The organism is Paenibacillus sp. JNUCC32 (assembly GCF_014863545.1).
Lineage (GTDB): Bacteria > Bacillota > Bacilli > Paenibacillales > Paenibacillaceae > Paenibacillus_AQ > Paenibacillus_AQ lautus_A.
Map to the genome: position 1 here is coordinate 1,783,495 of NZ_CP062260.1, position 23,631 is coordinate 1,807,125.

The 23,631-nt window shown below is 48.9% G+C and carries 23 protein-coding genes; 20 read left to right on the forward strand and 3 right to left on the reverse strand.

Features of this window, described 5'->3' with window-relative positions:
• Positions 1–383: 383 nt before the first annotated feature.
• The 4 genes from JNUCC32_RS08185 (at position 384) to JNUCC32_RS08200 (ending at position 4,687) form a co-directional block, all read left to right on the forward strand.
• Positions 384–3,002 (forward strand): family 16 glycosylhydrolase, encoded by a 2,619-nt coding sequence (locus JNUCC32_RS08185; protein WP_192571621.1) that lies wholly within the window; start codon positions 384–386, stop codon positions 3,000–3,002.
• A gap of 342 nt (positions 3,003–3,344) precedes the next feature.
• Positions 3,345–3,797 carry a hypothetical protein gene (locus JNUCC32_RS08190; RefSeq protein WP_192571622.1) on the forward strand — a complete coding sequence of 151 codons (453 nt, stop codon included), beginning with the start codon at positions 3,345–3,347 and terminating at the stop codon, positions 3,795–3,797.
• A gap of 174 nt (positions 3,798–3,971) precedes the next feature.
• The gene (locus JNUCC32_RS08195; protein ID WP_096774057.1) at positions 3,972–4,454 is read left to right on the forward strand and encodes a DUF2975 domain-containing protein; all 483 of its coding nucleotides are present in this window, start codon (positions 3,972–3,974) and stop codon (positions 4,452–4,454) included.
• A gap of 11 nt (positions 4,455–4,465) precedes the next feature.
• Positions 4,466–4,687 carry a helix-turn-helix domain-containing protein gene (locus tag JNUCC32_RS08200; RefSeq protein ID WP_015735752.1) on the forward strand — a complete coding sequence of 74 codons (222 nt, stop codon included), beginning with the start codon at positions 4,466–4,468 and terminating at the stop codon, positions 4,685–4,687.
• 122 nt (positions 4,688–4,809) lie between these two features.
• On the opposite strand, the gene JNUCC32_RS08205 is transcribed toward JNUCC32_RS08200, so the two are convergent.
• Entirely contained in the window at positions 4,810–6,273 is a 1,464-nt protein-coding gene (locus JNUCC32_RS08205) for an Msr family ABC-F type ribosomal protection protein (RefSeq protein ID WP_192571623.1), read from the reverse strand.
• Positions 6,274–6,942: 669 nt separating this feature from the next.
• Between JNUCC32_RS08205 and JNUCC32_RS08210 the strand changes: the two genes are divergently transcribed.
• The 3 genes from JNUCC32_RS08210 to JNUCC32_RS08220 all read left to right on the forward strand — a co-directional run bounded on the left by JNUCC32_RS08210 (position 6,943) and on the right by JNUCC32_RS08220 (position 9,632).
• Complete coding sequence (locus JNUCC32_RS08210; protein WP_430623455.1) at positions 6,943–7,683, forward strand: DNA alkylation repair protein; 741 nt, start codon at positions 6,943–6,945, stop codon at positions 7,681–7,683.
• 307 nt (positions 7,684–7,990) lie between these two features.
• Positions 7,991–8,626, forward strand: a complete 636-nt coding sequence (locus tag JNUCC32_RS08215; protein ID WP_009592475.1) for a glycoside hydrolase family 11 protein — start codon at positions 7,991–7,993, stop codon at positions 8,624–8,626.
• Positions 8,627–8,792: 166 nt separating this feature from the next.
• On the forward strand, positions 8,793–9,632 hold the full coding sequence (locus tag JNUCC32_RS08220; protein ID WP_192571624.1) for a formylglycine-generating enzyme family protein: 840 nt from the start codon (positions 8,793–8,795) through the stop codon (positions 9,630–9,632).
• A 23-nt stretch (positions 9,633–9,655) separates the two neighbouring features.
• Here JNUCC32_RS08220 and JNUCC32_RS08225 read toward each other — a convergent pair whose 3' ends face one another.
• Complete coding sequence (locus tag JNUCC32_RS08225; protein ID WP_096774052.1) at positions 9,656–9,997, reverse strand: winged helix-turn-helix transcriptional regulator; 342 nt, start codon at positions 9,995–9,997, stop codon at positions 9,656–9,658.
• Positions 9,998–10,102: 105 nt separating this feature from the next.
• On the opposite strand from JNUCC32_RS08225, the gene JNUCC32_RS08230 reads away from it, so the two are divergent.
• Positions 10,103–11,023, forward strand: a complete 921-nt coding sequence (locus JNUCC32_RS08230) for an arginase family protein (protein ID WP_192571625.1) — start codon at positions 10,103–10,105, stop codon at positions 11,021–11,023.
• A 106-nt stretch (positions 11,024–11,129) separates the two neighbouring features.
• On the opposite strand, the gene JNUCC32_RS08235 is transcribed toward JNUCC32_RS08230, so the two are convergent.
• Positions 11,130–12,002, reverse strand: a complete 873-nt coding sequence (locus tag JNUCC32_RS08235) for a hypothetical protein (RefSeq protein WP_192571626.1) — start codon at positions 12,000–12,002, stop codon at positions 11,130–11,132.
• Between the two features lie 290 nt (positions 12,003–12,292).
• On the opposite strand from JNUCC32_RS08235, the gene JNUCC32_RS31545 reads away from it, so the two are divergent.
• The 12 genes from JNUCC32_RS31545 to JNUCC32_RS08290 all read left to right on the forward strand — a co-directional run bounded on the left by JNUCC32_RS31545 (position 12,293) and on the right by JNUCC32_RS08290 (position 23,628).
• The gene (locus JNUCC32_RS31545) at positions 12,293–12,397 is read left to right on the forward strand and encodes a DUF6254 family protein (protein WP_015735743.1); all 105 of its coding nucleotides are present in this window, start codon (positions 12,293–12,295) and stop codon (positions 12,395–12,397) included.
• Between the two features lie 211 nt (positions 12,398–12,608).
• Positions 12,609–13,082: a MerR family transcriptional regulator gene (locus JNUCC32_RS08240; RefSeq protein WP_192571627.1), complete on the forward strand. Its 474-nt coding sequence runs from the start codon at positions 12,609–12,611 to the stop codon at positions 13,080–13,082.
• Positions 13,072–13,503: a hypothetical protein gene (locus tag JNUCC32_RS08245; protein WP_096774048.1), complete on the forward strand. Its 432-nt coding sequence runs from the start codon at positions 13,072–13,074 to the stop codon at positions 13,501–13,503. Before JNUCC32_RS08240 ends, JNUCC32_RS08245 begins: the two co-directional genes overlap by 11 nt.
• Before the next feature lie 426 nt (positions 13,504–13,929).
• Positions 13,930–14,706, forward strand: a complete 777-nt coding sequence (locus JNUCC32_RS08250) for a TerC family protein (protein WP_096774047.1) — start codon at positions 13,930–13,932, stop codon at positions 14,704–14,706.
• 395 nt (positions 14,707–15,101) lie between these two features.
• Entirely contained in the window at positions 15,102–15,431 is a 330-nt protein-coding gene (locus tag JNUCC32_RS08255; protein WP_009592507.1) for an ArsR/SmtB family transcription factor, read from the forward strand.
• Entirely contained in the window at positions 15,428–15,826 is a 399-nt protein-coding gene (locus JNUCC32_RS08260; protein WP_096774046.1) for an SRPBCC family protein, read from the forward strand. The genes JNUCC32_RS08255 and JNUCC32_RS08260 overlap by 4 nt, the downstream gene beginning before the upstream one ends.
• Before the next feature lie 171 nt (positions 15,827–15,997).
• The gene (locus JNUCC32_RS08265) at positions 15,998–18,253 is read left to right on the forward strand and encodes an ATP-binding cassette domain-containing protein (protein WP_192571628.1); all 2,256 of its coding nucleotides are present in this window, start codon (positions 15,998–16,000) and stop codon (positions 18,251–18,253) included.
• Positions 18,254–18,267: 14 nt separating this feature from the next.
• Positions 18,268–18,972 carry an FAD-dependent oxidoreductase gene (locus tag JNUCC32_RS08270; RefSeq protein WP_192571629.1) on the forward strand — a complete coding sequence of 235 codons (705 nt, stop codon included), beginning with the start codon at positions 18,268–18,270 and terminating at the stop codon, positions 18,970–18,972.
• A 116-nt stretch (positions 18,973–19,088) separates the two neighbouring features.
• Positions 19,089–19,457 (forward strand): iron chaperone, encoded by a 369-nt coding sequence (locus tag JNUCC32_RS08275; protein ID WP_096774043.1) that lies wholly within the window; start codon positions 19,089–19,091, stop codon positions 19,455–19,457.
• A gap of 108 nt (positions 19,458–19,565) precedes the next feature.
• Positions 19,566–20,468 (forward strand): AraC family transcriptional regulator, encoded by a 903-nt coding sequence (locus JNUCC32_RS08280; RefSeq protein ID WP_192571630.1) that lies wholly within the window; start codon positions 19,566–19,568, stop codon positions 20,466–20,468.
• Between the two features lie 272 nt (positions 20,469–20,740).
• A complete protein-coding gene (locus tag JNUCC32_RS08285) occupies positions 20,741–22,951 on the forward strand; it encodes a heavy metal translocating P-type ATPase (RefSeq protein WP_192571631.1) in 2,211 nt (736 codons plus the stop codon).
• Complete coding sequence (locus JNUCC32_RS08290) at positions 22,942–23,628, forward strand: sulfite exporter TauE/SafE family protein (RefSeq protein ID WP_096774041.1); 687 nt, start codon at positions 22,942–22,944, stop codon at positions 23,626–23,628. Before JNUCC32_RS08285 ends, JNUCC32_RS08290 begins: the two co-directional genes overlap by 10 nt.
• Positions 23,629–23,631: the final 3 nt, after the last annotated feature.

Genomic DNA, 23,631 nt, shown 5'->3' on the forward strand with positions numbered 1-23,631 from the left:
AAAAGGAGCTAATGAGCATTAGGTCTACAGATCTTTTATCTATTAGGGCAAGAAAAATGAGGGAATCGATATCAGGCGATTATGAACTTTAAAGTTTACCCAATTGATATTATGTCAACTGATCCAAAAGACAGAAGGCTGCCGAAGAGGCAGCCTTCTGTTCATTGTCGTATGGAAAATAACTCTACGCACCATGATTCATTAATTTCTGACGGAAAGCCAAGTCTTGTATTTGGGTTATCCAAAATATTGAGACCTCACCCTAAATATGGTACCTATTCATCAGATTAGGAATTCGATAGAATGAAGACGTCGTCAGCTGTAAGCGTTTTCCTACAGGCGCTCATGCTGAGAGCACACAATATGAACAAGGGAGGGTATTCATGAAGAGATCTTACGCGGCGGAAAGGCGGTACTTGCAAAAGGGATTGAGTTTGTTCTTCGCGGTTGTCATGCTGGCAAGTGTCGGATTATGGCCAGCTTCGAAGGTCAAGGCAGCAGATTCCACGGTTACCTCGATGGATTACTTTTCGGCGGCTGACGGACCGGTCATCTCCAAATCAGGAGTCGGACAGGCCAGCTATGGCTTTGTCATGCCCATATTCAACGGAGGCGCAGCTACTTGGAATGATGTAGCCCAAGACGTGGGCGTTAAAGTGAAAGTGGGCGGCAGCTGGGTCGATATCGATAGTGTGAGCAGCTTTATTTACAATCAGAATTGGGGACATTGGAGCGACGGAGGATTTACAGGTTATTGGTTCACGCTTTCTGCAACGACAGAGATTCAGCTGTACTCGAAAGCGAATGGGGTTACCCTGGATTACAGGCTGGTGTTTCAGAACATTAACAAAACCACGATCACAGCCATGACGCCGACCCAGGGGCCGCAGATTACTGCAAGTTTTACGGGTGGCGCCGGTTTTACCTACCCTACGTTCAATAACGATCCTGCCGTGACCTATGCAGCCGTCGCTGATGATTTGAAGGTGTATGTGAAACCGGTTAACAGCAGCACCTGGATCGACATCGACAACAACGCTGCAAGCGGCTGGATCTATGATCATAATTTCGGACAATTCACCGATGGAGGCGGCGGGTACTGGTTTAACGTTACGGAGTCGATCCACGTCAAATTGGAATCGAAAGCCTCCGGGGTTAACGTTGTGTATACCATCACTTTTAATGAAGCCGTACGAAACTCATATGTCATTACGCCTTATGAGGGTACGACCTTTACGGCAGATGCAAACGGTTCGATCGGCATTCCGCTGCCTAAGATTGACGGGGGAGCGCCGATAGGCAAGGAGCTTGATAATTTCGTATACCAGATTAACATCAACGGGCAGTGGGTTGAGCTGGGGAATTCCGGCCAGAGCGGATTTACATACGCTGCCAATGGCTACAACAACATGTCCGATGCGAATCAGTGGGGATATTGGGCCGATTATATTTACGGCCTGTGGTTTCAGCCCATCCAGGAAGATATGCAGATCCGGATCGGCTATCCACTGAACGGGCAAAAAGGCGGCAGCGTGGGCAGCAATTACGTCAACTACACGTTGATCGGCAATCCCGATGCTCCTCGTCCGGATGTAAGCGACCAAGAGGATATTGCGATCGGGACACCAAGCGACCCGGCCATTCAAGGCATGAACCTCATTTGGCAGGATGAATTTAATGGCACGACATTGGATACAAGCAAATGGAACTATGAACAAGGTTATTATCTCAATGATGATCCAAACACCTGGGGCTGGGGCAACGCGGAGCTGCAGCATTATACCGATAGTGCGCAAAATGTGTTCGTGCAGGACGGGAAGCTGAACATCCGCGCATTGAACGATCCCAAGTCTTTCCCGCAGGATCCAAACCGGTATGCCCAATACTCCTCCGGTAAGATTAACACGAAGAATCATTTTACCCTGAAGTACGGACGAGTCGACTTCCGTGCCAAACTGCCAACAGGAAATGGCGTATGGCCGGCACTATGGATGCTGCCGCAAGACAGCCCTTACGGAACATGGGCAGCATCCGGCGAAATCGACGTGATGGAAGCGAGAGGGAGATTGCCAGGCTCGACGAGCGGTGCCGTGCACTTCGGTGGAACATGGCCGGCGAACCAACATATTTCTGGCGAATATCATTTCCCGGAAGGGCAGAACATCAACAATGACTATCATGTCTATTCCGTCGTATGGGAAGAGGACAACATCAAATGGTATGTGGATGGCAAGTTCTTCTTCAAGGTGACGAATGAACAATGGTATTCCTTGGCGGCACCGAACAATCCGAACGCACCTTTCGATCAGCCTTTCTACCTCATCATGAATCTGGCGCTCGGCGGAAATTTTGACGGCGGCATTTCTCCGAATCCGTCCGATATTCCTGCTACGATGCAGGTCGATTATGTGCGGGTTTATAAAGAAAACGGCAGCGGAAATCCCGGAAATGTGCCGGTTACCGGCGTCACGCTGAATCCAACCTCCGGACAAGTGGAAGTGGGGCAGAGTCTTCAGTTAAACGCCGGCATAGCGCCCTCCAATGCAACGAATAAGCAGGTCACTTGGTCCGTTTCGGGTGCGAGTGTTGCCTCTGTGAGTCAGGAAGGCGTCGTGACGGGGCTCGCTCCGGGTACGGCAACCGTTACGGCTACAAGCGTCGATGGCCAGAAAACCGCTTCTTCCACGATCACGGTGGTACCGGCGCCATCCAGCGTGATTGTCATCGGCGATGAGGTGAGGGGACTGAAAAAAATCGGCAATGACCTGCTGTTCTATATCAACGGCGCAACCTTTGCCGATCTGCATTACAAGATCAATAACGGCGGGCAGCTGAACGTAGCCATGACCCCAACGGGGAACGGCAACTATACTTACCCTGTAAACAATCTCAAGCAAGGGGACACCGTCGAGTACTTTTTCACCTATAACCCGGGACAAGGAGCCTTGGATACCCCTTGGCTCACCTATATCCATGGCGTGACCCAAGGAACGCCGGAGTAAATCGATACTTCGGCAGATCATTGCTATTAACTGGAGATACGGTTATTTATTTCGGTTGCAGGAGTACAATTCACATCCTCTAACAGACGGGGGCGAAGTCTTACGACTTTCCTCCGTCTGTTATTTTGTTTTTCTTATAGATCATCACGCGGGTATTGCAACTCGGCTTGAAACATCGGGAAGAAACGCATGGGTTCAATAACTCCTTAACAGGAACCATTTTTTTGAGTCGCTTTACCAAACGATAAGCCTTGTGTTTTGATATAGTTATGGAAGAAGCTGCCGCGAACACTCGAAAACAATCTTGTAATTTTATGACCCGCCACCAGGGAGGAGATGCGGATGAGCAAGCGCTTTTGGTATGTCTTTTTGGCAATTTGCGTCCTGATGCTGCTTAGCGCGACGGTATATTCGGCAAGTCAAAACCGTACCTCGTTCAAGGAGCTGGTCCTTGATCAGCTGAAGGAGTCCGGCTCGATCCGTGAGCTGGACATTGTAAGAAACCGGAACCGCCCGAAGGAGCAGCAGCTGAAAATGACGGATCAAGCGGAGATTGATCGCATCGTGAACGGCTTCTCGGATCTCAAACTGCGTAAGAACAGCGTAAGGGATCACAGCGGCGACGAATATGAGATCCTGTTGAGTACCGAAAACGGGCCGACCTTCACGCTAGTCGTTAATAGTCCGGACCATATACTGATTTATAACCATTCGAGCAAGCATAAAAGATACGGCAAGGAGTATAAAATCGTGAGCGATTTTGCTCCAGGCATCCTTGAATCCCTGTTCCGGTGACAAATTGTTGGATGAAAGCATTCTTCGTATTGAAGAATGCTTTTTTTCTTTTGCAGAATACAAGGTGTAATCGAGTAACAGTAATAATATAATCAAAAACAACAATGATTTATTGTAAATCGATAAATTATATGTTAAAGTCAAAAATGAAAATATCGAAGTGAGGTGCTCTTGATGAAACAAGTTTCAACGCTCTTTTTAAAGGTGGCTGTTATTCTTATCGGTATTCCGATTCTTGCTTTGTGCATCTTTTTGGTGCCGGAGATCGCGAATTTTGCTGCCGAGCTGTATCCGGATATGAGTTATATTAAATATCTGGTATTCATCGATTTTTATGCCGCGGCGATCCCGTTTTACTATGCGCTGTATCAAGCCTTTAAGCTTTTAAGTTATATTGATAAGAACAAGGCGTTCTCGGAATGGTCTGTACGAGCTTTAAAGCGTATAAAATACTGTGCAATCACAATCAGCAGCTTGTTCGTGGTTGGCCTGCCGCTGTTCTATCTTGTCGCGGAGAAAGACGATGCCCCGGGCATCATCTTGATCGGATTGGTCTTGATTTTCGCCTCCATGGTGATTGCCGTTTTTGCCGCCGTCCTTCAAAGGCTGTTACAAGAAGCGATTGATATCAAATCGGAAAACGACTTAATAATCTGAGGTGAAACGACATGGCCATAATAATCAATATCGATGTGATGCTGGCTAAACGAAAAATGAGCGTTACGGAGCTTTCGGAGAAGGTTGGAATAACGATGGCCAATCTCTCCATATTGAAGAACGGAAAGGCGAAAGCGATTCGATTATCGACATTAGAGGCGATTTGTAAGGCTTTGGAATGTCAGCCCGGAGATATTTTAGAATATCGAATGGACGAAGACCAGCTGGAATAAAAATGGAGCATCCTAATTAAACGCAAAAAGGCTTAGGACCCGCCATAAAAGGCTGCCCTAAGCCAAACGGTTTACACAGCGAAACAACATACCCTATCATCCGCTTGAAGAGCGATCGGTGATTAAGCCCTCTGAATGATTTTTTTGTCCTCGATTACATATACGGTATCGGCTACATTCTCGATCAAACGGACATCGTGCGATATGAATATGATCGTTCCCGCATAGTGCTTCATCAATTGTTCAAGCGCTTCCACCGCAGGAAGATCCAGAAAATTGCTGGGTTCATCCATCAGCAGGATGTTGTACCGTCCTAACAGCATTTTGGCAAGCTGCAATTTCATGATTTCTCCGCCGCTCAACACGGATAAAGACTTTCTTACGTCCTGTTGAGAAAATCCCATCGATGCCAGAACGGCTCGGATGTCCGACACTTCATAATCACTGTCTTCCAACATGAACTCCATAACCCCTTGATCAGGGTCAAACTTGTAACCCGTTTGGGCAAAATAACCGATTTCCGCTTTAGGGGATACGGAAATACCATGCTCACGATGGAGTATCATCTTGAAAAGCGTCGTTTTCCCGGATCCATTCCCGCCGGTGACCGCGATCTTGGCGCCCAATGGAAACTGGAAGGAGGCCTCCTCGAAAATTTCCTTGCCCTCAAACTGTTTGCAAATGTCTTTCCCTGTAATCGGAAACGGATGATGAAGCTCCAAGGCTTTGCTTTGCCGAAAACGGATGGATCGCATGGCTTCAGGAGGTTTCACCTCACCAAGAGCTTCGATTCGATGCTCCATATTTTTAGCGGCATTATGGAGCTTTTTCTGTTTGCTTCCCGTCGATTTTTGATGAGCCAGGCGGCCGCCGCCTTCGGAGCTGTTTTTTCGTGAAGCGCCTTTGGCCTTTTGATCCACTTTTCGAGCCTGGCTAAGCTTTTCGGTAATGGCTTTCTCCAGCCGCTCCCGTTCCGCAGTAAATTGCTTGTATTTTTCAGCCTGACTATGCCGCTCCTCTTCTTTTTGGCGCAGGAAATCGGAATATCCGCCCCAGTACTCCGTGATTTTCCCCTCATTCAACTCCCAGATCTTATCGACGACTTGGTCAAGGAAATAACGGTCGTGACTGATGATGAGCAAGGCGCCGGAATAATATTTAAGCTGGTGGATCAGAAAGTCTATGCCATCCCGATCCAGGTGACATGTCGGCTCATCGGCAAAAATTCCGTGCACCTCTCCGGAGAGGGCCTGTGCTATTTTTAGCCGTGTTTCTTCACCGCCGCTCATATATTCCGCTTCACAGCTCTCAATTCCCAGCTTGCCGATTAAAGCGTAATCTTGAATCTCCTGTACAATGACATCATCCAATTGGGGAATATAACGGAAGTTGCCTTCCCGAATGACAGTACCTTGGGACAAAGGAATTTCCCCCAGCAAGGCTTTTAGCAGTGTGCTTTTACCTGCTCCGTTCGCGCCTACGAGACCGATTCGGTCATAGTCGTAAAGCTCCAGTCCATCAATGTCCAGTACATCGCGCCCCGAATATTCCACAACCATATCTTTTGCTTTTATCAAAAATCCCATATGGATTCCTCCTTCAAAAATCGCAGTTTCTGTTCGCAGGATCGCCTGCGATTGAAGAAGAGAGGATTAAATGAAGAAGAACCAATGCATGGATCTCATAAGATTTGCCCCTTTACGTTTTTATTGACCATACGCCTGATAGAGAAAAAAACGCCTGTCCAGCCCAAATCGCAGGGATGTCGTTTCCCATGAGGTTGGATTGTACCATGTCCGATGTTCGGCCGTTTTTTGGCAATAAAAAATGCAGATCCGAGTCCACAACGGGGCTTAAATCTGCATGGATAACGAGAGAAGATGGCGACACAAAGGCAAAGCAAAAAAGCTAACCGTGTCGCAATCTATGTCTACATACGCAGGAAATAAGCAGCTCAAAAAAAGCCCACATTTGTGGTTGGAACATCCGCTTTTTGATTGCCAGCTTATCTTATACGCATGGAATGTAACATAGATCACGAGCCTCCTCATCAATGATACGTTGAATTCTAACATTGACGGCTATACCTGTCAATGAAGATGGGTCAGTCCACCATAAGGAGAAGCGGGGTGTTTTTAAAGAGAAAGAAGCAACATGGTTAACTTTGGTGGTAAGGCTGCACAAGCCGACTTATGATATAATTCTTCGTAATTAATATATTTCCATCCTTACCCGGATATCTACGTGATTTGTGAATGAATACTGTACAAAAAAGGAAGTGGATTATATTGGAATTCGACGTGGTTATGCAGGAACTGGAGGCACTCGGCAAGGAACGGATTAAAAAAACCTATATGAGCAATGGTGCCCAGGAGCCGCTTTTTGGGGTTGCTACTGGCGCAATGAAGCCATTAGCAAAGCAAATCAAGAAAAATCAACCTTTAGCAGAGCAGCTTTACGCCACCGGCAATTATGATGCGATGTATTTTGCCGGCATTATTGCAGACCCCATGATCATGACGGAAGCCGATTTCGATCGTTGGATGGATCGCGCTTATTTTTATATGTTGTCAGATTATGTGGTTGCCGTGACTTTGGCCGAAACGGAAATTGCGCAAGCTGTTGCCGATAAGTGGATCGCTAGCGGTGAAGAGCTTAAAATGTCGGCAGGCTGGAGCTGCTACTGCTGGCTTTTGGGTAACCGTGCGGACGCTGCATTTGATACCGTCAAGATCGAGAGCATGCTCGAACAGGTGAAAAACACGATCCACGACTCCCCTGAACGAACGAAATCCGCTATGAACAATTTTATATACACCGTAGGGGTTTCTTATTTGCCAAGCCATGATAAGGCGGTAGAAATCGCGAAGGCCGTCGGACCAGTCGAAATCAAAAGGGACAAGAAGAAGAGCAGCATCCTGCTGGCTTCCGACAATATTCAAAAAGAGATCGAGAGAGGGAAGATCGGATTTAAACGCAAATATGTAAGGTGTTAGGAACGTCTGCAATAGGAAGAATCGAGCTCAATCGAATAGGGACAAAATATAAGCATGCATAAGTCGCGGTAAACGCGGCTTTTTTTGTTTATGTTATCGGCAAGGTTAGCGGCAAGTTATCAACGAATCCTGATCGCCCCATTACTTACTATAATTACCAAGATAATCTAGACATCATATTTAATTTGTTAATTTTTTATGTAACCGCTGTCATCCTATAATTTGTTTAGAAAGGAGGTGAAAGTAAAAAAAAGAGAATCATTCGACATTCGGTTGTACAGAGCAAACACAAAAGAGGAGGTAGATTATGATTAAGTTTAGTAAAAAGGTAATGACGCTGGTGCTGGCAGCTTCCATGAGTTTTGGTTTGTTTGCAACAACCTCAAACGCAGCGACGGACTACTGGCAGAATTGGACCGATGGCGGCGGCACGGTCAATGCCGTTAACGGCTCCGGAGGCAATTACAGCGTAACGTGGCAAAATACCGGGAATTTCGTTGTCGGCAAAGGCTGGAATACCGGATCGCCGAACCGGACGATTAACTACAATGCCGGCGTCTGGGCGCCTTCCGGCAACGGGTATTTGACGCTCTACGGCTGGACGAGAAACTCGCTGATCGAATATTACGTCGTTGACAGCTGGGGTACTTACCGGCCTACCGGAACGCATAAAGGCACCGTGACCAGCGATGGGGGCACCTATGACATCTATACAACGATGCGATACAACGCGCCCTCGATTGACGGCACACAAACATTTGCCCAGTATTGGAGCGTTCGGCAATCGAAGAGAGCTACAGGCGTAAACTCCAGCATCACGTTCAGCAACCACGTGAACGCATGGGCAAGCAAAGGAATGAATTTGGGAAGCAGCTGGTCTTACCAGGTGTTAGCGACAGAGGGCTATCAAAGCAGCGGGAGCTCCAACGTAACGGTGTGGTAACTTCCTGACCATCAATCATAAGTAAGCCGTCATCCTAACCAAACCGTTATCCGGATGCGTTGCAGGCCGTTCTCTGTCTGAGCAGCGGCCTCGACGTTGCCGGAGGCGAGTTGCAGACCGGGGCATGACTTATCGGTTCTTCCATCAGCTTAAAGGAGATCTATCCATGAGAAAGCTATGCATGTTTCTTTTCATAGCAGCAATGCTTGTGATCGGCGCCTGTTCGCAGGATAAACCTGATAAGAAGGAAGATCTTGTGTTCGTAGAAGGCGGGCCTATTAAGAACGACAAGTCCAACTACGCTGGACAAAGCGTGTCGTTATCGAGCTTTTATATCGGCAAATATGAGGTCACTCAAAAAGAGTGGGAAGAAGTCATGGGGAGCAATCCCTCGGAATTCGTAGGGGATCAATTGCCGGTTGAAATGGTGAGTTGGTATGACGTTGTGGAGTACTGCAATCGAAGAAGCATACAGGAAGGATTCGAACCGTATTACAACATCCACAAGGATGAAAAAGACGCAAATAATAAGAATGATAATGATCATATCAAATGGACCGTCACGATCAATGAGGGAGCTGACGGCTACCGGTTGCCTACTGAAGCGGAGTGGGAATATGCTGCAAGCGGTGGCCAGGTGAGCAAGGGTTACGCATACAGCGGAAGCCATAATGCCGACGAGGTTGCATGGTATTGGAGAAACGCCGGAGATCAATACTTAACCGGAGATTGGAACTGGCCCGTCATCGAGAACAACCATAATCAAACCAAACCGATCGGCACCCAGAAGCCCAACGAGTTAGGCATATACGATATGTCAGGCAACGTTAGGGAGTGGTGCTGGGACTGGTACGGCGACTCGAACAGCCAGAGCGGCATCTTTCGGGTGGTGAAGGGCGGCGGCTGGATCGGCGACGTCAGCAACAACGAGATCTCGTTCCGAGGCAAATTCGATGCCAATGGCTTTGGCCCGGATCAAGGGTTTCGGGTCGTTCGCGGAGCGTAGTCAAGGAGCCAGCCGTTCCGATTTTATTCGTATTGATTCTTTACTCCCCATTCGCATAACCCTTCCAAAACGGGTAATAGCGTTACCGCTTTATCCGTGAGGCTATACTCGACTTTAGGGGGGACTTGAGGGTATTCTTTCCGTTTCACGAGTCCGTCCGCCTCCAATTCCTTAAGCTGCGAACTCAATGTTTTGTAAGTAATGGCGCCGATCTGTCTTTTCAGATCATTGAAGCGGACCGTTTGGTTTTCTGCAAGAAGGTAGATAATGACCATTTTCCATTTGCCGCCGATCACGGACACCGTATAACCAAAAGGCGTATCTTGAATATTCTTAACTTTACCTTTAAATTCAGCCATGCTCATATTTACACTATCCTTTCGGGTAGTACCTTTCAAATAAGTGCGTACTACTTTTTTATTTGTGCTCAGTCTATACTAACCTTACTTTGAAGTAAAGGAGACGACAGCATGACTAAAAAAACGAAAACGATACGCCTGTTAATGCCGCAATGGCAAGGGGGGAACAACCCCAACTACTCTTTTGGAGCCGAACTGCTTGCTTGGCTGGCTCCGGATAATGATCAACCCCTTATCCATGTTCCCGTCCAAACCTATGATGGAACGCCTCTTGAAAACGAGAACGGTATGAATGGCAGAACACAGCTGCTCGAACAGTTAAAGGCGGCTCATCATCTTATCCATGCACATAAGCCGGATCGCATTGTCATGTTTGGCGGCGACTGCTTGGTCGAACAAGCTCCTTTTGCCTATTTGAACGAAAGATACGACGGGGAGTTAGGTTTAATCTGGATCGATGCTCACAGTGATTTGGTGAGGTATGTAGGCTATGACAACGGGCATACGGTACCGCTTGGGAATCTGTTGGGAGAAGGGGATGAGGAGTTTGCCAAACATGTGAACATCCCTCTAAAACCCGAAAACGTCTTTATTGCAGGATTAGCAACGCCTACCGAACAAGAAGCCAAGGTGATCTCGGAAGGATTCCAAAAGCTAGGCATCGGTTTTGCGGAGCAGGACACGGACATGATTCAGAGGCTGGGCATTCGTACTGCTGGCACCGAGGAGTTGAAGAACAGTGCTTCGCCTATTAAAGCGTGGATTAAAGAACGCGGCATTAAGCACCTGGCGATTCACCTCGATCTGGACGTGCTTGATCCCAAGGCATTCCGGTCTTTGCTGTTCGCGAACCCTGAAGAACCCTTTAATTTATCTCCCCAGGGAACCATGCAATTGCCCCAACTGCTTCATCTGCTGAAGGAACTGTCTGAAGAGACCGATGTCGTGGGTTTAGGGATCACGGAGCATCTGCCATGGGATTCTATCTATTTGAAGAAACTGCTGGGCGAGATGCCTATTTTAAATAACTAAAAGCCATAAACCGTTTTATCATAGATGGATCATACGGGACAGAAGTCGCCATGATCAAAAAGGAGGCTTCCTGCGAAACTTAATAGGAAACCTCCTGAACCGACATTCAAACCCAATCGCCGAAAATCGTGCGGGCTTTGTTCCAATCGACGCCCAAGCTGCCTTGCCAGCCAGCCCAAGGCATCTCCATGTCGGAACGGCCCTTGGTGTTGTCCAGTTCAAACTCGGCATGGATGATGGTTGCCGTGTCCGTCCAGCGGTCCGGAGAGAGCTCCAGGATGCGGTTGGGGAGCACGCCGACCCTGGCTAGCGCCTGGAGCATGCCACGGCGAATGCCCGCATGACCCTTCAAGATTTTTTCGCCGGTTAACCGCTTCTCATACTGCCCCGGCGTTTCGCCAGCCTCGGCCCGGTCCAAGCTCTGCAGCAGCTGTCTGAAGGCGTGCTTGTCATTGTCCGTTGCCTCAACGGGCTCTTGCTCCAGCAGTTCGACCAACTCGGCCATATCCACGTATGCGCCGAAGCTTGATCCGCTGTAATTGTTGCCCAAATGCATCGCGTAACGTATGTAAGACAGATTGTCCCAGCCTTCATGGCTGTGGCTGAAGCCACAGACCTTGCAAGCCCGAAGCCATTCGGGTTCCTCGTAAGCGTGGGGGCGTGCATGAATCATGGCGTGATAACTGGCCAGCGTGGATATGCCTCGGGGCCAGCTTCCACCCACCCCAGCAACAAAGGCCTTGCCTATGCTGGACCAGGTCAAGCGAACGTTCGAACGCAGCTCGATCAGTCGGCCTATGATTTCGTCATGCCGAATATACTGCAGATCGTTTACGACCCATCCGCTGGCCTCCAGCAGCTCCTGCTCTGCCGCAGTAAGCGTTTCTGTATTATATACGCTTACCTCACGCTCCCGGTCATAGTTGTAATTGGTATGGTGATACAGCTTTTTCAACATGCGCATTTGTTTGTTGTCCATGGATTGCTCCTTTCATTCGACGCGGGTTGCATCCGTTCTTCCGGTAACGACGGGTTGTCATTATTCCATTATAAACGGAACAAGCAGCGTAGGACATGCGCTTAAAGGACCAAGCGGAATTGAGCGAGAGATGAGCGATTCAATGAGCTTCATAATGCCTTGAAGGTCCTGGGCTTCACGCGAGTATAACGCGTGGTGTTGTGCATCCTATTTTCATGAATGAACCAAGCCGGGGAATGACAATATAAGATGGTAGTATACATCTCTGTTTCCAAAGGAGGATATCTGTCATGGCTCACCAGAAGAGAAGGAAAGAAGCTGCCTGGAAGTCGCGTAAGCAAGAACAGCATCCCCATGGTAAAATCAAATCGCTCAAGGAACTGTCCAGCGAATAGGTTGGAGAGCATACTACTTGGAAATCAAAAGACTGCCCGGTGAAAGGTACCGGCAGTCTTTTTTATCCTCAACACTCCTTTCCGCGACGTTTGTTTGTTCTTCTAATCATGGTGGCACTTGTAGGTCTAAATGAGATATGACATAAGGCAATGGTGATCTCGTAAAAAAGCGACTTGACACTGGAGTTTACTCCAATGTTATTTTGAATGCATGAAACCATTATATTCAATACAAGAAGTTTCGCAGATCCTTGGAATTCCCAAGGATACACTTCGCTACTATGACCGAATTGGAATCGTATCGCCGGCCCGGGAAGACAATCGGTACCGCAGGTATTCGAGGAGTGACCTCATGGATTTAATGAATATTCAAATCCTGCAGTTTGCTGACTTGTCGCTTAACGAAATCAAGGGGAAGTTTGGATTCCACAGAATGGAGGAGGTTGACCCAGCAGAATGCCTGAAGGTAGCTTCGTTCCTTGATGCCAAGAATGCGGAAACGCGCGAGAAGATTGCTCGTCTGGAAAAGGTCAGTCAATTGCTTGAGCTAGCAGCCGAAACGCTAAGGGACCTTAATCATGAAAGCGACCAGCGGCTGGCAGCGTTCGTTCGCGAGATATACCAAACGATTCGCAGGAAGGAGAATGGAATATCCGAGGAGGGATGTTTTGGACATGAAGATTAAGAATCCATATTATTTAATTGCCGGTATCCTTGCCGTGCTATTTGCCATTACGCATGCTTGGAACGGGCAATCCGCTGTACTGCCGACACTTCGCGCGAGCGAGATCGCCTTGGATTCCGAGATCATATTCACGTATGTCTGGCATATCATCACGGCGGAGAATCTGGTCTTCGGTATCGCGTTCATTTGCATGGCATTCCAACGCGAACGATCGAAAATCCGGGCCGTTGCATGGATGATCGTATCGCTGCTGATCGTACGACTGATGGTCATTCTAGGCATAACGGCAGTTCAAAATGTTTCGGCATTAACGGACACGGTAGTCGATTCGGTTGCCATCGTAATTTATGTCATCTTCATCCTATTGGGCATTAGAATGAAACCAAAAGGGCTCAAGGATTCGAAGCTACTATCAAATTAGCGCTAGCGAAAGATAACCATATTGAGAGAGGTCATTGGATTTTGTTGAACATGATTCCAGTATTCTTTCATAAAATCAATCATTGCACAGCAGCCGGCCCAAAGGCCGGCTGTAGTTATTAGCCATAGGGTGCAGTTGTAATAACCCCCGAGCATATCGATCCATGTTCGATCAAGTGATGTTACCATCAGCCCAAAATGTGGTTTGATGTTTTGGCCCGCCGAATAATGCGAAGCGTTTTGTTTCAAAATAGCATAACCTATAAAATTTTTTTCATTATGATGCCTAATGAATGAAACGAGACATTACTTGACAACGTAATAACGACAGGGAGCAGCGGTGCAATCAAAATTCAAGAGCTGAAACGTGGAGCTTGAAGCAACAAATGGGTCCTGAACATTCTAACATAAGAGAGGGGAAGTACCGTTGGAATCACTTTGGTTGGAGTATGCCTGGGCATTACTGATTCTTATCGGTTTGGAAGGTTTATTATCGGCGGATAATGCCCTTGTGCTGGCGGTTATCGCGAAGCACTTACCGGAGGAACAAAAGAAGAAAGCCATCAATTACGGAATCATCATGGCCTTTGTATTTCGCTTCGCCGCCCTGTTTGCGATATCGTTTATCGCGAACGTCTGGCAAATACAGGCGATTGGAGCGGCTTATCTCCTATACCTCGGATTAAAGCACATCATCAAAGCCCGTTTTGGCAAGGAAAACAAAAATATTCGCGAGGACATAAAGAAAGATGCCGCGGGAAAAGGCTTTTGGCCGACCGTTGGAAAGATTGCGGTTGCGGATCTCGCGTTTGCGATTGATTCCATTCTTGCTGCTGTGGCTCTGGCACTGGGCCTCCCGGATTCGCCGCTACCGGATTTCGGCGGGATGGACGGAGGACAATTCCTGGTTGTCGTGCTTGGCGGGATCGCAGGGCTTGTCCTGATCAAATTCGCGGCCACATGGTTTGTGAAGCTGCTTGCTCAACGGCCGGCACTGGAGACCACGGCATATGCCATCGTGGCATGGGTCGGCGTCAAGCTCGCTGTGATCACCCTGGCCCATGAAGATATTGGCGTATTGGCTCATCATTTCCCGCACAGCACAGGTTGGACCATCGTTTTCTACGGGGTCTTGGTCGCCATCGCCCTTCTCGGTTGGTTTGCCCCCTCGAATAAAAGGCACACTCAACCTGATCCGCTTTAGGTTGACCTAAGTAAACGAGGCAGTGGAATCGAATTCCACTGCCTCGTTTTATACTTTTTCGTTCATAAAAATCCCGAGCCCGATGGATTGACATGACACCAAATGGTGACCTATAATCAAAATGTCACTAAATGGTGTCCGATTATCAAAAATATCGAATATGTAGAAATTCAGCACCGAGGAGCAGCTTATCAATGATAGGGTTACACTTTGATCAGACGGACACAACTCCATTTCATGGACGCGTGGCAGGATACGGGGCTTTAAATTTGCCGTTTATTTGCTGCTTCGATTCGCAAGGACATGCCCCGCGAACGCTCGTCCGCAGGGCCGCACTCTATAGGGATGGAAAATGAACGGCTGTCCCTCGGCAGTAATATGGAGGAGAGGGTGTTGTGAACGAGAACTACCAGTCTCGCGATGTGTTTAACGCCATTGCAGACCCGACCAGGCGCCAACTGATCCATCTGTTGGCGGAAGCCGATGAGCTGCCGCTGCATGAGTTAACGGCACAGTTTCCCATGGGCCGTACTGCAGTGTCCAAGCATTTAACAATACTTAAGGAAGCCGATCTGGTACATGACCGAAAAGTCGGCAGAGAAACGCGTTTCAGGCTTAACGCTTCGCCACTCCGAGAAGTTCAAGATTGGGTGGCTTTTTACAACAAGTACTGGAATGCCAACATGCTGCGTTTAAGCCAGCTATTAGAGGAGGAAGATGAATGAGCTTATCATTGTCTATGGATTTTCCGTTCAAGACATCGATCGAGAAGCTGTGGTTAGCCATCACCGATTCAAACCAGCTTGCCAAGTGGATTACGGAAAATGATTTTAAACCCGTCGTAGGGCACCGATTTCAGTTTCGCCATGAGCCATCAGAATGGTGGGATGGGATTGTTGAAGGCGAAGTGCTTATCGTGGACGAGCCTAATCTTCTATCCTATACCTGGGCCACCGGTGAGGAAAGACATACGGTTACCTTGACGCTGCAGGATTTAGGAGGCGGAAAGGTTAACCTCCATCTCGAACAAATCGGATTTTCCAACGTTCATGGGCTCGAGGGGGCTAAGCATGGATGGAGTGCATGGGTCGCCAAGCTTGAAAAGGCATTGGCAGATTAACCGCATCCATATTAACGTTACGCACCCAAGCGCTAAATGAATAGAGGACGTTGATTGAACCTGCCGGCCCGCATCGATATAACCGGCTGCATGCTGCTTGCAGCCGGTTTAAGTCTTGAACGATTCATTTGAAAAATTGCTTAAATCACCCATATCGGAAGGATGTTATGCATGAGCGAAACAAATCAGGAGTATATCGTGCTCTCGGGTGCGAGGGAAAACAATCTTAAGAACGTATCCCTGCGCATTCCCAAGCGGAAGATCACGATCTTCACCGGTGTATCCGGATCCGGCAAATCGTCGATTGTCTTCGATACGATCGCCGCAGAATCCACGCGACTGCTGAATGAGAACTTCAGCATGTTCGTTCGTACGTTCCTGCCCCGCGTTCCCCAGCCGGATACGGACGCAATCGAGAATCTGAGCATGGCCGTTATCGTGGATCAGAAGCGGCTTGGCGGCGGTTCCCATTCCACGATGGGCACCATTACCGATATTTCTCCCATTCTCCGTCTTTTATTCTCCCGAGTGGGTCAGCCCCATATCGGACCCGCGCATTTATTCTCCTTCAACGATCCGCAAGGCATGTGCCCGGAGTGCAACGGAATCGGTCGCAAGCTTGGCGTCGACATGAGCAAGGCGGTGGACATGACCAAGTCGCTGAATGAAGGCGCTCTGATGCTGCCGGACTATTCGGTGAACGGCTGGGAGTGGAACATGATACTGCAATCGGGCGATTTTGATCCGGACAAAAAGCTGAGCGATTATTCCGATGAGGAATTGGAGCATCTCCTGTATGCCAAGGCAAGAAAAGTAAAGATGGATTTCGCCGGTAAGGCAACGAACATTACGGTGGAAGGCGTCATTGAGAAGTTCACCAACAAATACATCAAGCAGGATGTGAAAACGAAGTCCGAACGCACGCAGAAAGCCGTGATGCCATTTATCACGGAGGGTCCGTGCCCCAGCTGCCGCGGCGCAAGACTCAGCCAAGCGACGCTGAGCTGCAAAATCAATGGACTCCACATTGCGGAGATGTCCGCCATGGAAGTGGGCCAGCTGATCCGCGTTATACGCGAGATCGATGATCCGATCGCCGCACCGATCATCAAATCGTTAACGGAGCGTCTGCAGCATCTGGTGGATATCGGCTTGGATTACTTGACGCTGGACCGCGAGACGGATACCTTGTCGGGCGGCGAGTCGCAGCGCGTCAAAATGGTCAAGCATCTGAGCGGCAGCCTCGTGGATGTCACTTACATCTTCGATGAGCCCAGCGTTGGCTTGCATCCCCGCGATGTACACAGGTTAAATGAACTGCTTCAGAAGCTGCGCGACAAGGGCAACACCGTGATTGTCGTTGAGCATGATCCCGATGTGATCAAGTTGGCGGACCATATCGTCGACGTTGGGCCGTACGCCGGCAGCCGCGGCGGTACCATCGTATATGAGGGAAGCTACTCCGGACTTCTGGAGTCCGCTACTTTAACAGGGACCCATATGAAGCGGCCGCTCCAGCTGAAGCACGACTGCAGGCAGCCATCCGGCAAGCTGTCCATCAAGGATGCCACGCTGCACAATCTAATGAACGTGAGCGTCGATATTCCGACCGGAGTGCTGACCGTTGTTACGGGTGTCGCCGGCTCGGGCAAAAGCACCCTGATCAACGAAGTATTTCTCAGACAGCATCCGGATGCAATCGTCATCGATCAATCGGCGGTAGGCGTATCCACGCGCTCGAATCCAGCAACGTACACGGGCATAATGGATGATGTTCGTAAAGCATTTGCTTCGGCGAACAAGGTGAACCAGGGTTTGTTCAGCTTCAACTCGAAGGGAGCCTGCGAGAACTGCCAAGGGCTTGGCGTATTGTATACGGACCTTTCCTTCCTCGACAGCGTAAAGCTGCCATGCGATGTGTGCGGGGGGAGACGCTTCAAGGATGAGGTACTCGAGTACAAACTGAACGGCAAGTCGATTGCCGAAGTGCTGGAGTTGACGGTGGAGCAGGCACTGGACTTTTTTGAACTCAAAGAGGTTGTTCGCAAGCTTCAGGCCATGAGCGATGTGGGATTGAACTATATTACGCTCGGCCAGCCGCTCAGCACGCTCTCGGGCGGGGAGTGCCAGCGCATCAAGCTGGCAAGCGAGCTGCATAAGAAAGGCAGCATCTACGTGATGGACGAGCCGACCACCGGTCTGCATATGTCGGATATCGGCCACCTGCTGGAGATCATGAACCGTCTTGTGGACGCAGGCAATACGGTAATTGTCATCGAGCATAACCTCGAGGTGATCAGCCAAGCGGACTGGATCATCGACATGGGGCCGGACGGAGGCAGCAAGGGCGGGCAAGTGGTGTTCGAGGGCACGCCGGCGCAGATCACTCAGGCGGAGCTGTCGATTACGGGAAGATATTTGATGTAACGAGGGGGGAGATCATGGGTTTTATTAAAGATTTTCTATCCATAATCCAAAAGCGGGAAATGATATTTATAGAGAGCAGCAAAGAATCGGAAGACGTGTACACTTTTTCGTTCGAAAAAGGACCAGATTTAACATGGAAAGCAGGGCAATACGGTTTGTTCAGCATTACGCATAAAACCATGAAGAATGCTACAAAGCCATTCAGCATCAGTTCTGTTCCCACAGAGAACGTCGTTAACATAACAACGCGCATCGGGGATAACCCAAGCGAATTCAAAAGAGCGCTGCTGGAATTAAAACCAGGCATGCATATGAAAATGAGCGGTCCTGTAGGGTCCTTTCATTTGGATCCTCAAAGTCCCTCGCTCCTGATCGCGGCCGGAATCGGAATGACGCCTTTTCGGTCAATTTTAAAACAAATAACGGCAGCCGGAAATGAGTTGAAACCCATACAACTTCTCTATATGGATAGCAAGAAGTCCTATCTATATAAAGATGAACTTGATGCAATAGCCAGCCATCCTTCGATCCAGGTATCTTATCTTGATTCAAGAAATGATTTAGATCAGGAAATCGATAAGTTCATCGCCCGGCATAAGGATCATGGCAAGTATTTGGTCGCTGGGCCGAAATCCATGGTGGAGTCGGTTACTGCGTACTTGCAAAGTAAGGGTGTATCCAAGCGGAATATCAAAAAGGATGCTTTTTTTGGATATTAGCAATTGAATGTACTAATCGTAGAGAGCGGAATCCATGCATAGCAAAGAAATCGTGGATAGAGAATAGCTTAAGCATGAACGCCGCATAAGCTGGCGTCTTAGAAGGAGGAAACAACATGGAGGTTTTTGCAGATTTTTTAGCGAAAATCGAAAACCCGCAGCATCGGGCGCGAACCGAAGAAGTTTTGGGGTGGGTCGCTGAGAAATTTCCGAATCTGATGCCGAAAATGGCGTGGAATCAGCCAATGTTCACCGACCACGGCACATTTATCATTGGCTTTAGCGTAGCCAAACCTCACTTGGCGGTTGCCCCTGAAAAGGCAGGGATACATCAGTTTTCGGATGAAATCGTCAAGGCCGGCTATGATCACACCAAGGAGCTAGTCCGCATTCGGTGGGATCGTCCGGTTGATTTCTCATTGCTGGAGAGAATGATCGAGTTTAATATGCTGGATAAGGCAAACTGTACGACGTTTTGGCGATGAGAAAAAAGCTCTAGGCCGTAGAAACAGAAGACGAAACTTTACTGCGCACAAATAGTTGCGCTGCAATGCCATAGCAAAACTATACTTTGGTTGAGAGGAGGGAACCACATGGATTGGCTTATGAGGATGAATCGGGCATTAGATTACATCGAGATGAATTTATCCGATGAAATTGAGTTGGCTGAAGTGGCTCGTAAAGCTTGCTGTTCGTCACATCAGTTTCAGAGAATGTTCTCGTTCATAACGAATGTGACACTTGCGGAATATATTCGGCGAAGACGTCTCACCCTTGCGGCTTTTGAATTGCAGAATAGCGACGCCAAAGTCATTGATATTGCCCTGAAATACGGTTATGAATCACCGGTTTCTTTTTCGCGGGCTTTTCACATGCTGCATGGTGTCAATCCAGCAATAGCTCGTCAAGAAGGGACCGCTCTAAAGGCCTATCCTCGGATTTCCTTCCTCATTTCAATCAAAGGGGCAGAGGCTATGAATTATCGTATTGAAACGAAGGAAGCCTTACAGATCTTTGGAATCGAAAGAGTGTTTCCAATAAACGGAGATGGCGAATCGGTGGCTTCGCCCGCAGAATTCTGGAAGGAAAGCCATGCTAATGGCGAGGTTGAAAGACTTGCTGTCCATGCAGGCGATTTGCCTTCTTTTTTAAACAAGGATTTATATAAAGTACATGCGGTTTGCAGTTACAGAAAAACGGAAAATGACTCTTTTCCGTACATGTTGTGCGCTTTTAAAAGTGACTCCAGTAATGCAAACGGATACACGAACATAACGATACCCGCGCATACTTGGGCTGTTTTTTCGTCGGATCCATTCACATGGGACAGCTTTGATGAGATCATCGAGACGTTATATCGACGATTCTTCTCTGAGTGGCTTCCTACGGCGGGATATGAACAAGTCGATGGAATGGAATTTGAAATCTACGGCGGCAGAGACGGTCTTAATTACGTTGAACTATGGTTCGCCGTAAGGAAGATAGCTTTAATTTAATTTCTAAGCTGTCATTAAGGAAATAATGGATCGAGATGAGACAACATATTATGACTCAAAAAAGTCGCGTAACGTAATACGCGGCTTTTTCGATTCAAGAACAATAAAGCTATCTTTTTAATGGCGGCCAGTCTTTGTGATTGATCGCCTTTGCCATGTTGATAGGACAGGTGTAATTTGCATGGCTCTTTATAGCTATTCTTAATATTCGAACACCTTCATACAATTTATGGACGAGCGATCCCATGAACGAGCGCCGGAGGTGAGCGAATATGAAACTGGAGCAACTACAAGTAAGTGGTATGACATGCGCGGCTTGCGCAACCCGAATCGAAAAAGCGCTTCGCAAGGAGAAGGGGGTTCAAGCTGTTCATGTCAGTTTGGCTTTGTCTCGGGCTACCGTTCACTACGAACCGAGGGAAATTGGAATGCAGGCGATCACCGCCAAAATTGCTAAGCTCGGCTATAAGGCAACGGGCAAGCTCTCGCATCCCCAAGCAGGAATAGAAGCCGAAACTCGCGCCTATCGCACCCGGTTCGCGATCGCTGCGTGTTTGTCCATTCCGCTTTTGTGGGCGATGCTGGCCCATATGTTCGTGTGGTTTCAACCATGGACGCCGAATTTATTCATGGAGCCCATGTTTCAATTCCTGATTGCGACGTTTCTTCAGTTTGGCGTGGGCTATCCATTTTATTACGGCGCTTATCAAGCCTTCATCCATCGCAGCGCAAACATGGATACCTTGGTTGCCATCAGCACGTCCGTTGCTTACTTCTACAGCCACTACGCGATGTTTCATGCCGCACACGATACCTCTCACCCCACCCTGTATTTCGATACGATTGCCATGATTATGACCGTGGTTTTGTTAGGCAAGTGGCTGGAGACCATTGCCAAGGGAAAAGCGCTGAAACAACTGAGTGCCTTATATTCGCTTCAGGTGAAGCTGGTGCGGGTGTTGCGACAGCATGGCGAAGAATGGATTACGGCAGATCAGGCACAAACAGGGGACCGCATTGTGGTGAAGAGCGGAGAATGGATATCCGTTGACGGTGTGGTTCATTCGGGAACGGCGGATGCGGATGAATCGATGATGACAGGCGAAAGCACGGCGGTGACCAAATGCAGCGGAGACCGCGTATATGCCGGAACCCGTTGTTTGGTCGGGAGTCTGCATATCATGGTCGATAAGAAGCATAAGGAAACCCGACTTTCCCAGATGATTGCACTGATCGAAGCCGCGCAGCAGAGCAAACCGGCCATTCAAAGAACGGTTGACCGCATTGCGGCGGTTTTTGTACCGGTTATGCTGGGCTGTGCGGCGATAACATTTGCAGGATGGCTATTGTTTTCCCATGGCCCTGATCTCTCTGAAACCGCAATGCGTCACGCGTTATCTGTTTTACTGGTCGCTTGCCCCTGTGCGCTTGGACTGGCAACCCCGATTTCCATCCTGATTGCAACCGGATCATCTGCCCAAAAGGGCATTTTGTTCAAAGAGGCGCGCTCCCTGGAAAGGCTGCGGCAAATCGATGTCGTATTGCTGGATAAGACGGGAACGCTGACCGAAGGCTTGCCGCAGCTTGTTGCCATCCAAGCGGCTGGACAACGTGACGCAGACGTACTTCGCCTGACCTCGGCTCTAGCTTCTCTGTCCATGCATCCACTGGCGCAAGCCATTGTGAAAGCGGCGAAAGACCAACAGGTCCCCATTCCGGAAGCAGCCTCGTTCCACGAACGGCCGGGAAAGGGAATGGAAGGCGATGTGGAAGGAAACAACGTATGCGTGGGGAACCGGAAATGGCTGGAGGAAATGGGCATACGCTTTTCGGAGAATAAAAGGTTTGGATTTCATCAGGAAGCGGCCTCCGGTCATATAAGACTTTATATAGCCGTGAACGGGACGTGTATCGGTACGTTTGATATGGCTGACAAACTCAGGCGGGATGCGCGAGGCGTCGTACAAGAGCTGAAGCAAAAAGCCGAAGTGTGGATGGTAACTGGCGATGAGGAGCGAACGGCGCTGACCGTGGCTGCCGCGACAGGCATTGAGCTGGTACGCGCCGGCATGCTTCCTGAACAGAAGCTTGCGTTCATACGCGAGCTTCAGCAGCAAGGTCGTTCCGTGGCCATGGTCGGCGACGGCATTAATGATGCGGCTGCGCTGGCCGCCGCCGATGTCGGCATCGCCATGGGCGGTGGAACGGATGCAGCCAAACAGGCAGGAGACGTCGTCCTGATCGGAAGCAGGCTATCCCGAATTCCGGAAGCCTACACCTGGAGTCGTTATACGATGCGGAATGTTCATCAGAATCTACTCTTTGCACTATTATATAACGTCCTGACCGTACCTTTGGCTGCATTCGGTTATTTGGACCCGCGCATTGCATGTATTGGAATGGCGGCAAGCTCGCTGCTGGTTGTCGGCAACTCGCTGCGGCTCCAACTGTGGGGAAAACGGGGGGCGAGAGCATGGCCTTGACCGGAAGCGGATTACCGTTAGTGGCATTGGCGGGATTAATGGGTGCGCCGCATTGTCTGGTCATGTGCGGGGGAATCGTTTCTTCTCTGGCACTTGGAAACCAAGGCTCTCCGCTGAAATCCGTATTGGCCTACAATGCGGGCAGAGTTATCACCTATACGGCCATTGGCGGTTTTATGGGAGTGGTGGGCTCCTTCCTGGATGTGGCCGGCAGCTTTGTCGGTTTCCAAGGAGCAGCCAGCATCATTGGAGGAATGCTCATTCTGCTCTGGACCATTCGCCGCTACACATTGCCCATATATAACGCTCATCTGCCGAGACATCCATTTTTTCAAGCGAAACTGGCACGGCTTGGTCAGCGTTATGAGATGCTTGCGACTTTTTTAACCGGCATTCTGCTTGGGTTTCTTCCATGCGGCTTAACCTATGCGATGCAGATGAATGCAGCGGCATCCGGTTCCGGCCTGGAAGGTATTATGATTATGCTGGTGTTTGGACTTGCGACATTTCCGATCCTGTTCGTGGTGGCGATGTCTGCCGGCAGCCTGACGAAAAAATGGCGCAGGGGCATGCGGAAATTCGGCGGATTTCTAGCTTTTCTGATGGGAATCCTGTCTATTTTAAAAGGACTAAGCGCCAATGGATGGATACCGGGCATTCACCCGTGGTTATGGTAACAG

Excerpts from the sequence above, each read along its gene's own strand:
- JNUCC32_RS08185 (WP_192571621.1), top strand. The coding sequence starts at position 384 with ATGAAGAGATCTTACGCGGCGGAAAGGCGGTACTTGCAAAAGGGATTG.
- JNUCC32_RS08190 (WP_192571622.1), top strand. The coding sequence starts at position 3,345 with ATGAGCAAGCGCTTTTGGTATGTCTTTTTGGCAATTTGCGTCCTGATG.
- JNUCC32_RS08195 (WP_096774057.1), top strand. The coding sequence starts at position 3,972 with ATGAAACAAGTTTCAACGCTCTTTTTAAAGGTGGCTGTTATTCTTATC.
- JNUCC32_RS08200 (WP_015735752.1), top strand. The coding sequence starts at position 4,466 with ATGGCCATAATAATCAATATCGATGTGATGCTGGCTAAACGAAAAATG.
- JNUCC32_RS08205 (WP_192571623.1), bottom strand. The coding sequence starts at position 6,273 with ATGGGATTTTTGATAAAAGCAAAAGATATGGTTGTGGAATATTCGGGG.
- JNUCC32_RS08210 (WP_430623455.1), top strand. The coding sequence starts at position 6,943 with ATGAATACTGTACAAAAAAGGAAGTGGATTATATTGGAATTCGACGTG.
- JNUCC32_RS08215 (WP_009592475.1), top strand. The coding sequence starts at position 7,991 with ATGATTAAGTTTAGTAAAAAGGTAATGACGCTGGTGCTGGCAGCTTCC.
- JNUCC32_RS08220 (WP_192571624.1), top strand. The coding sequence starts at position 8,793 with ATGAGAAAGCTATGCATGTTTCTTTTCATAGCAGCAATGCTTGTGATC.
- JNUCC32_RS08225 (WP_096774052.1), bottom strand. The coding sequence starts at position 9,997 with ATGAGCATGGCTGAATTTAAAGGTAAAGTTAAGAATATTCAAGATACG.
- JNUCC32_RS08230 (WP_192571625.1), top strand. The coding sequence starts at position 10,103 with ATGACTAAAAAAACGAAAACGATACGCCTGTTAATGCCGCAATGGCAA.
- JNUCC32_RS08235 (WP_192571626.1), bottom strand. The coding sequence starts at position 12,002 with ATGGACAACAAACAAATGCGCATGTTGAAAAAGCTGTATCACCATACC.
- JNUCC32_RS31545 (WP_015735743.1), top strand. The coding sequence starts at position 12,293 with ATGGCTCACCAGAAGAGAAGGAAAGAAGCTGCCTGGAAGTCGCGTAAG.
- JNUCC32_RS08240 (WP_192571627.1), top strand. The coding sequence starts at position 12,609 with ATGAAACCATTATATTCAATACAAGAAGTTTCGCAGATCCTTGGAATT.
- JNUCC32_RS08245 (WP_096774048.1), top strand. The coding sequence starts at position 13,072 with ATGAAGATTAAGAATCCATATTATTTAATTGCCGGTATCCTTGCCGTG.
- JNUCC32_RS08260 (WP_096774046.1), top strand. The coding sequence starts at position 15,428 with ATGAGCTTATCATTGTCTATGGATTTTCCGTTCAAGACATCGATCGAG.
- JNUCC32_RS08265 (WP_192571628.1), top strand. The coding sequence starts at position 15,998 with ATGAGCGAAACAAATCAGGAGTATATCGTGCTCTCGGGTGCGAGGGAA.
- JNUCC32_RS08270 (WP_192571629.1), top strand. The coding sequence starts at position 18,268 with ATGGGTTTTATTAAAGATTTTCTATCCATAATCCAAAAGCGGGAAATG.
- JNUCC32_RS08275 (WP_096774043.1), top strand. The coding sequence starts at position 19,089 with ATGGAGGTTTTTGCAGATTTTTTAGCGAAAATCGAAAACCCGCAGCAT.
- JNUCC32_RS08280 (WP_192571630.1), top strand. The coding sequence starts at position 19,566 with ATGGATTGGCTTATGAGGATGAATCGGGCATTAGATTACATCGAGATG.
- JNUCC32_RS08285 (WP_192571631.1), top strand. The coding sequence starts at position 20,741 with ATGAAACTGGAGCAACTACAAGTAAGTGGTATGACATGCGCGGCTTGC.
- JNUCC32_RS08290 (WP_096774041.1), top strand. The coding sequence starts at position 22,942 with ATGGCCTTGACCGGAAGCGGATTACCGTTAGTGGCATTGGCGGGATTA.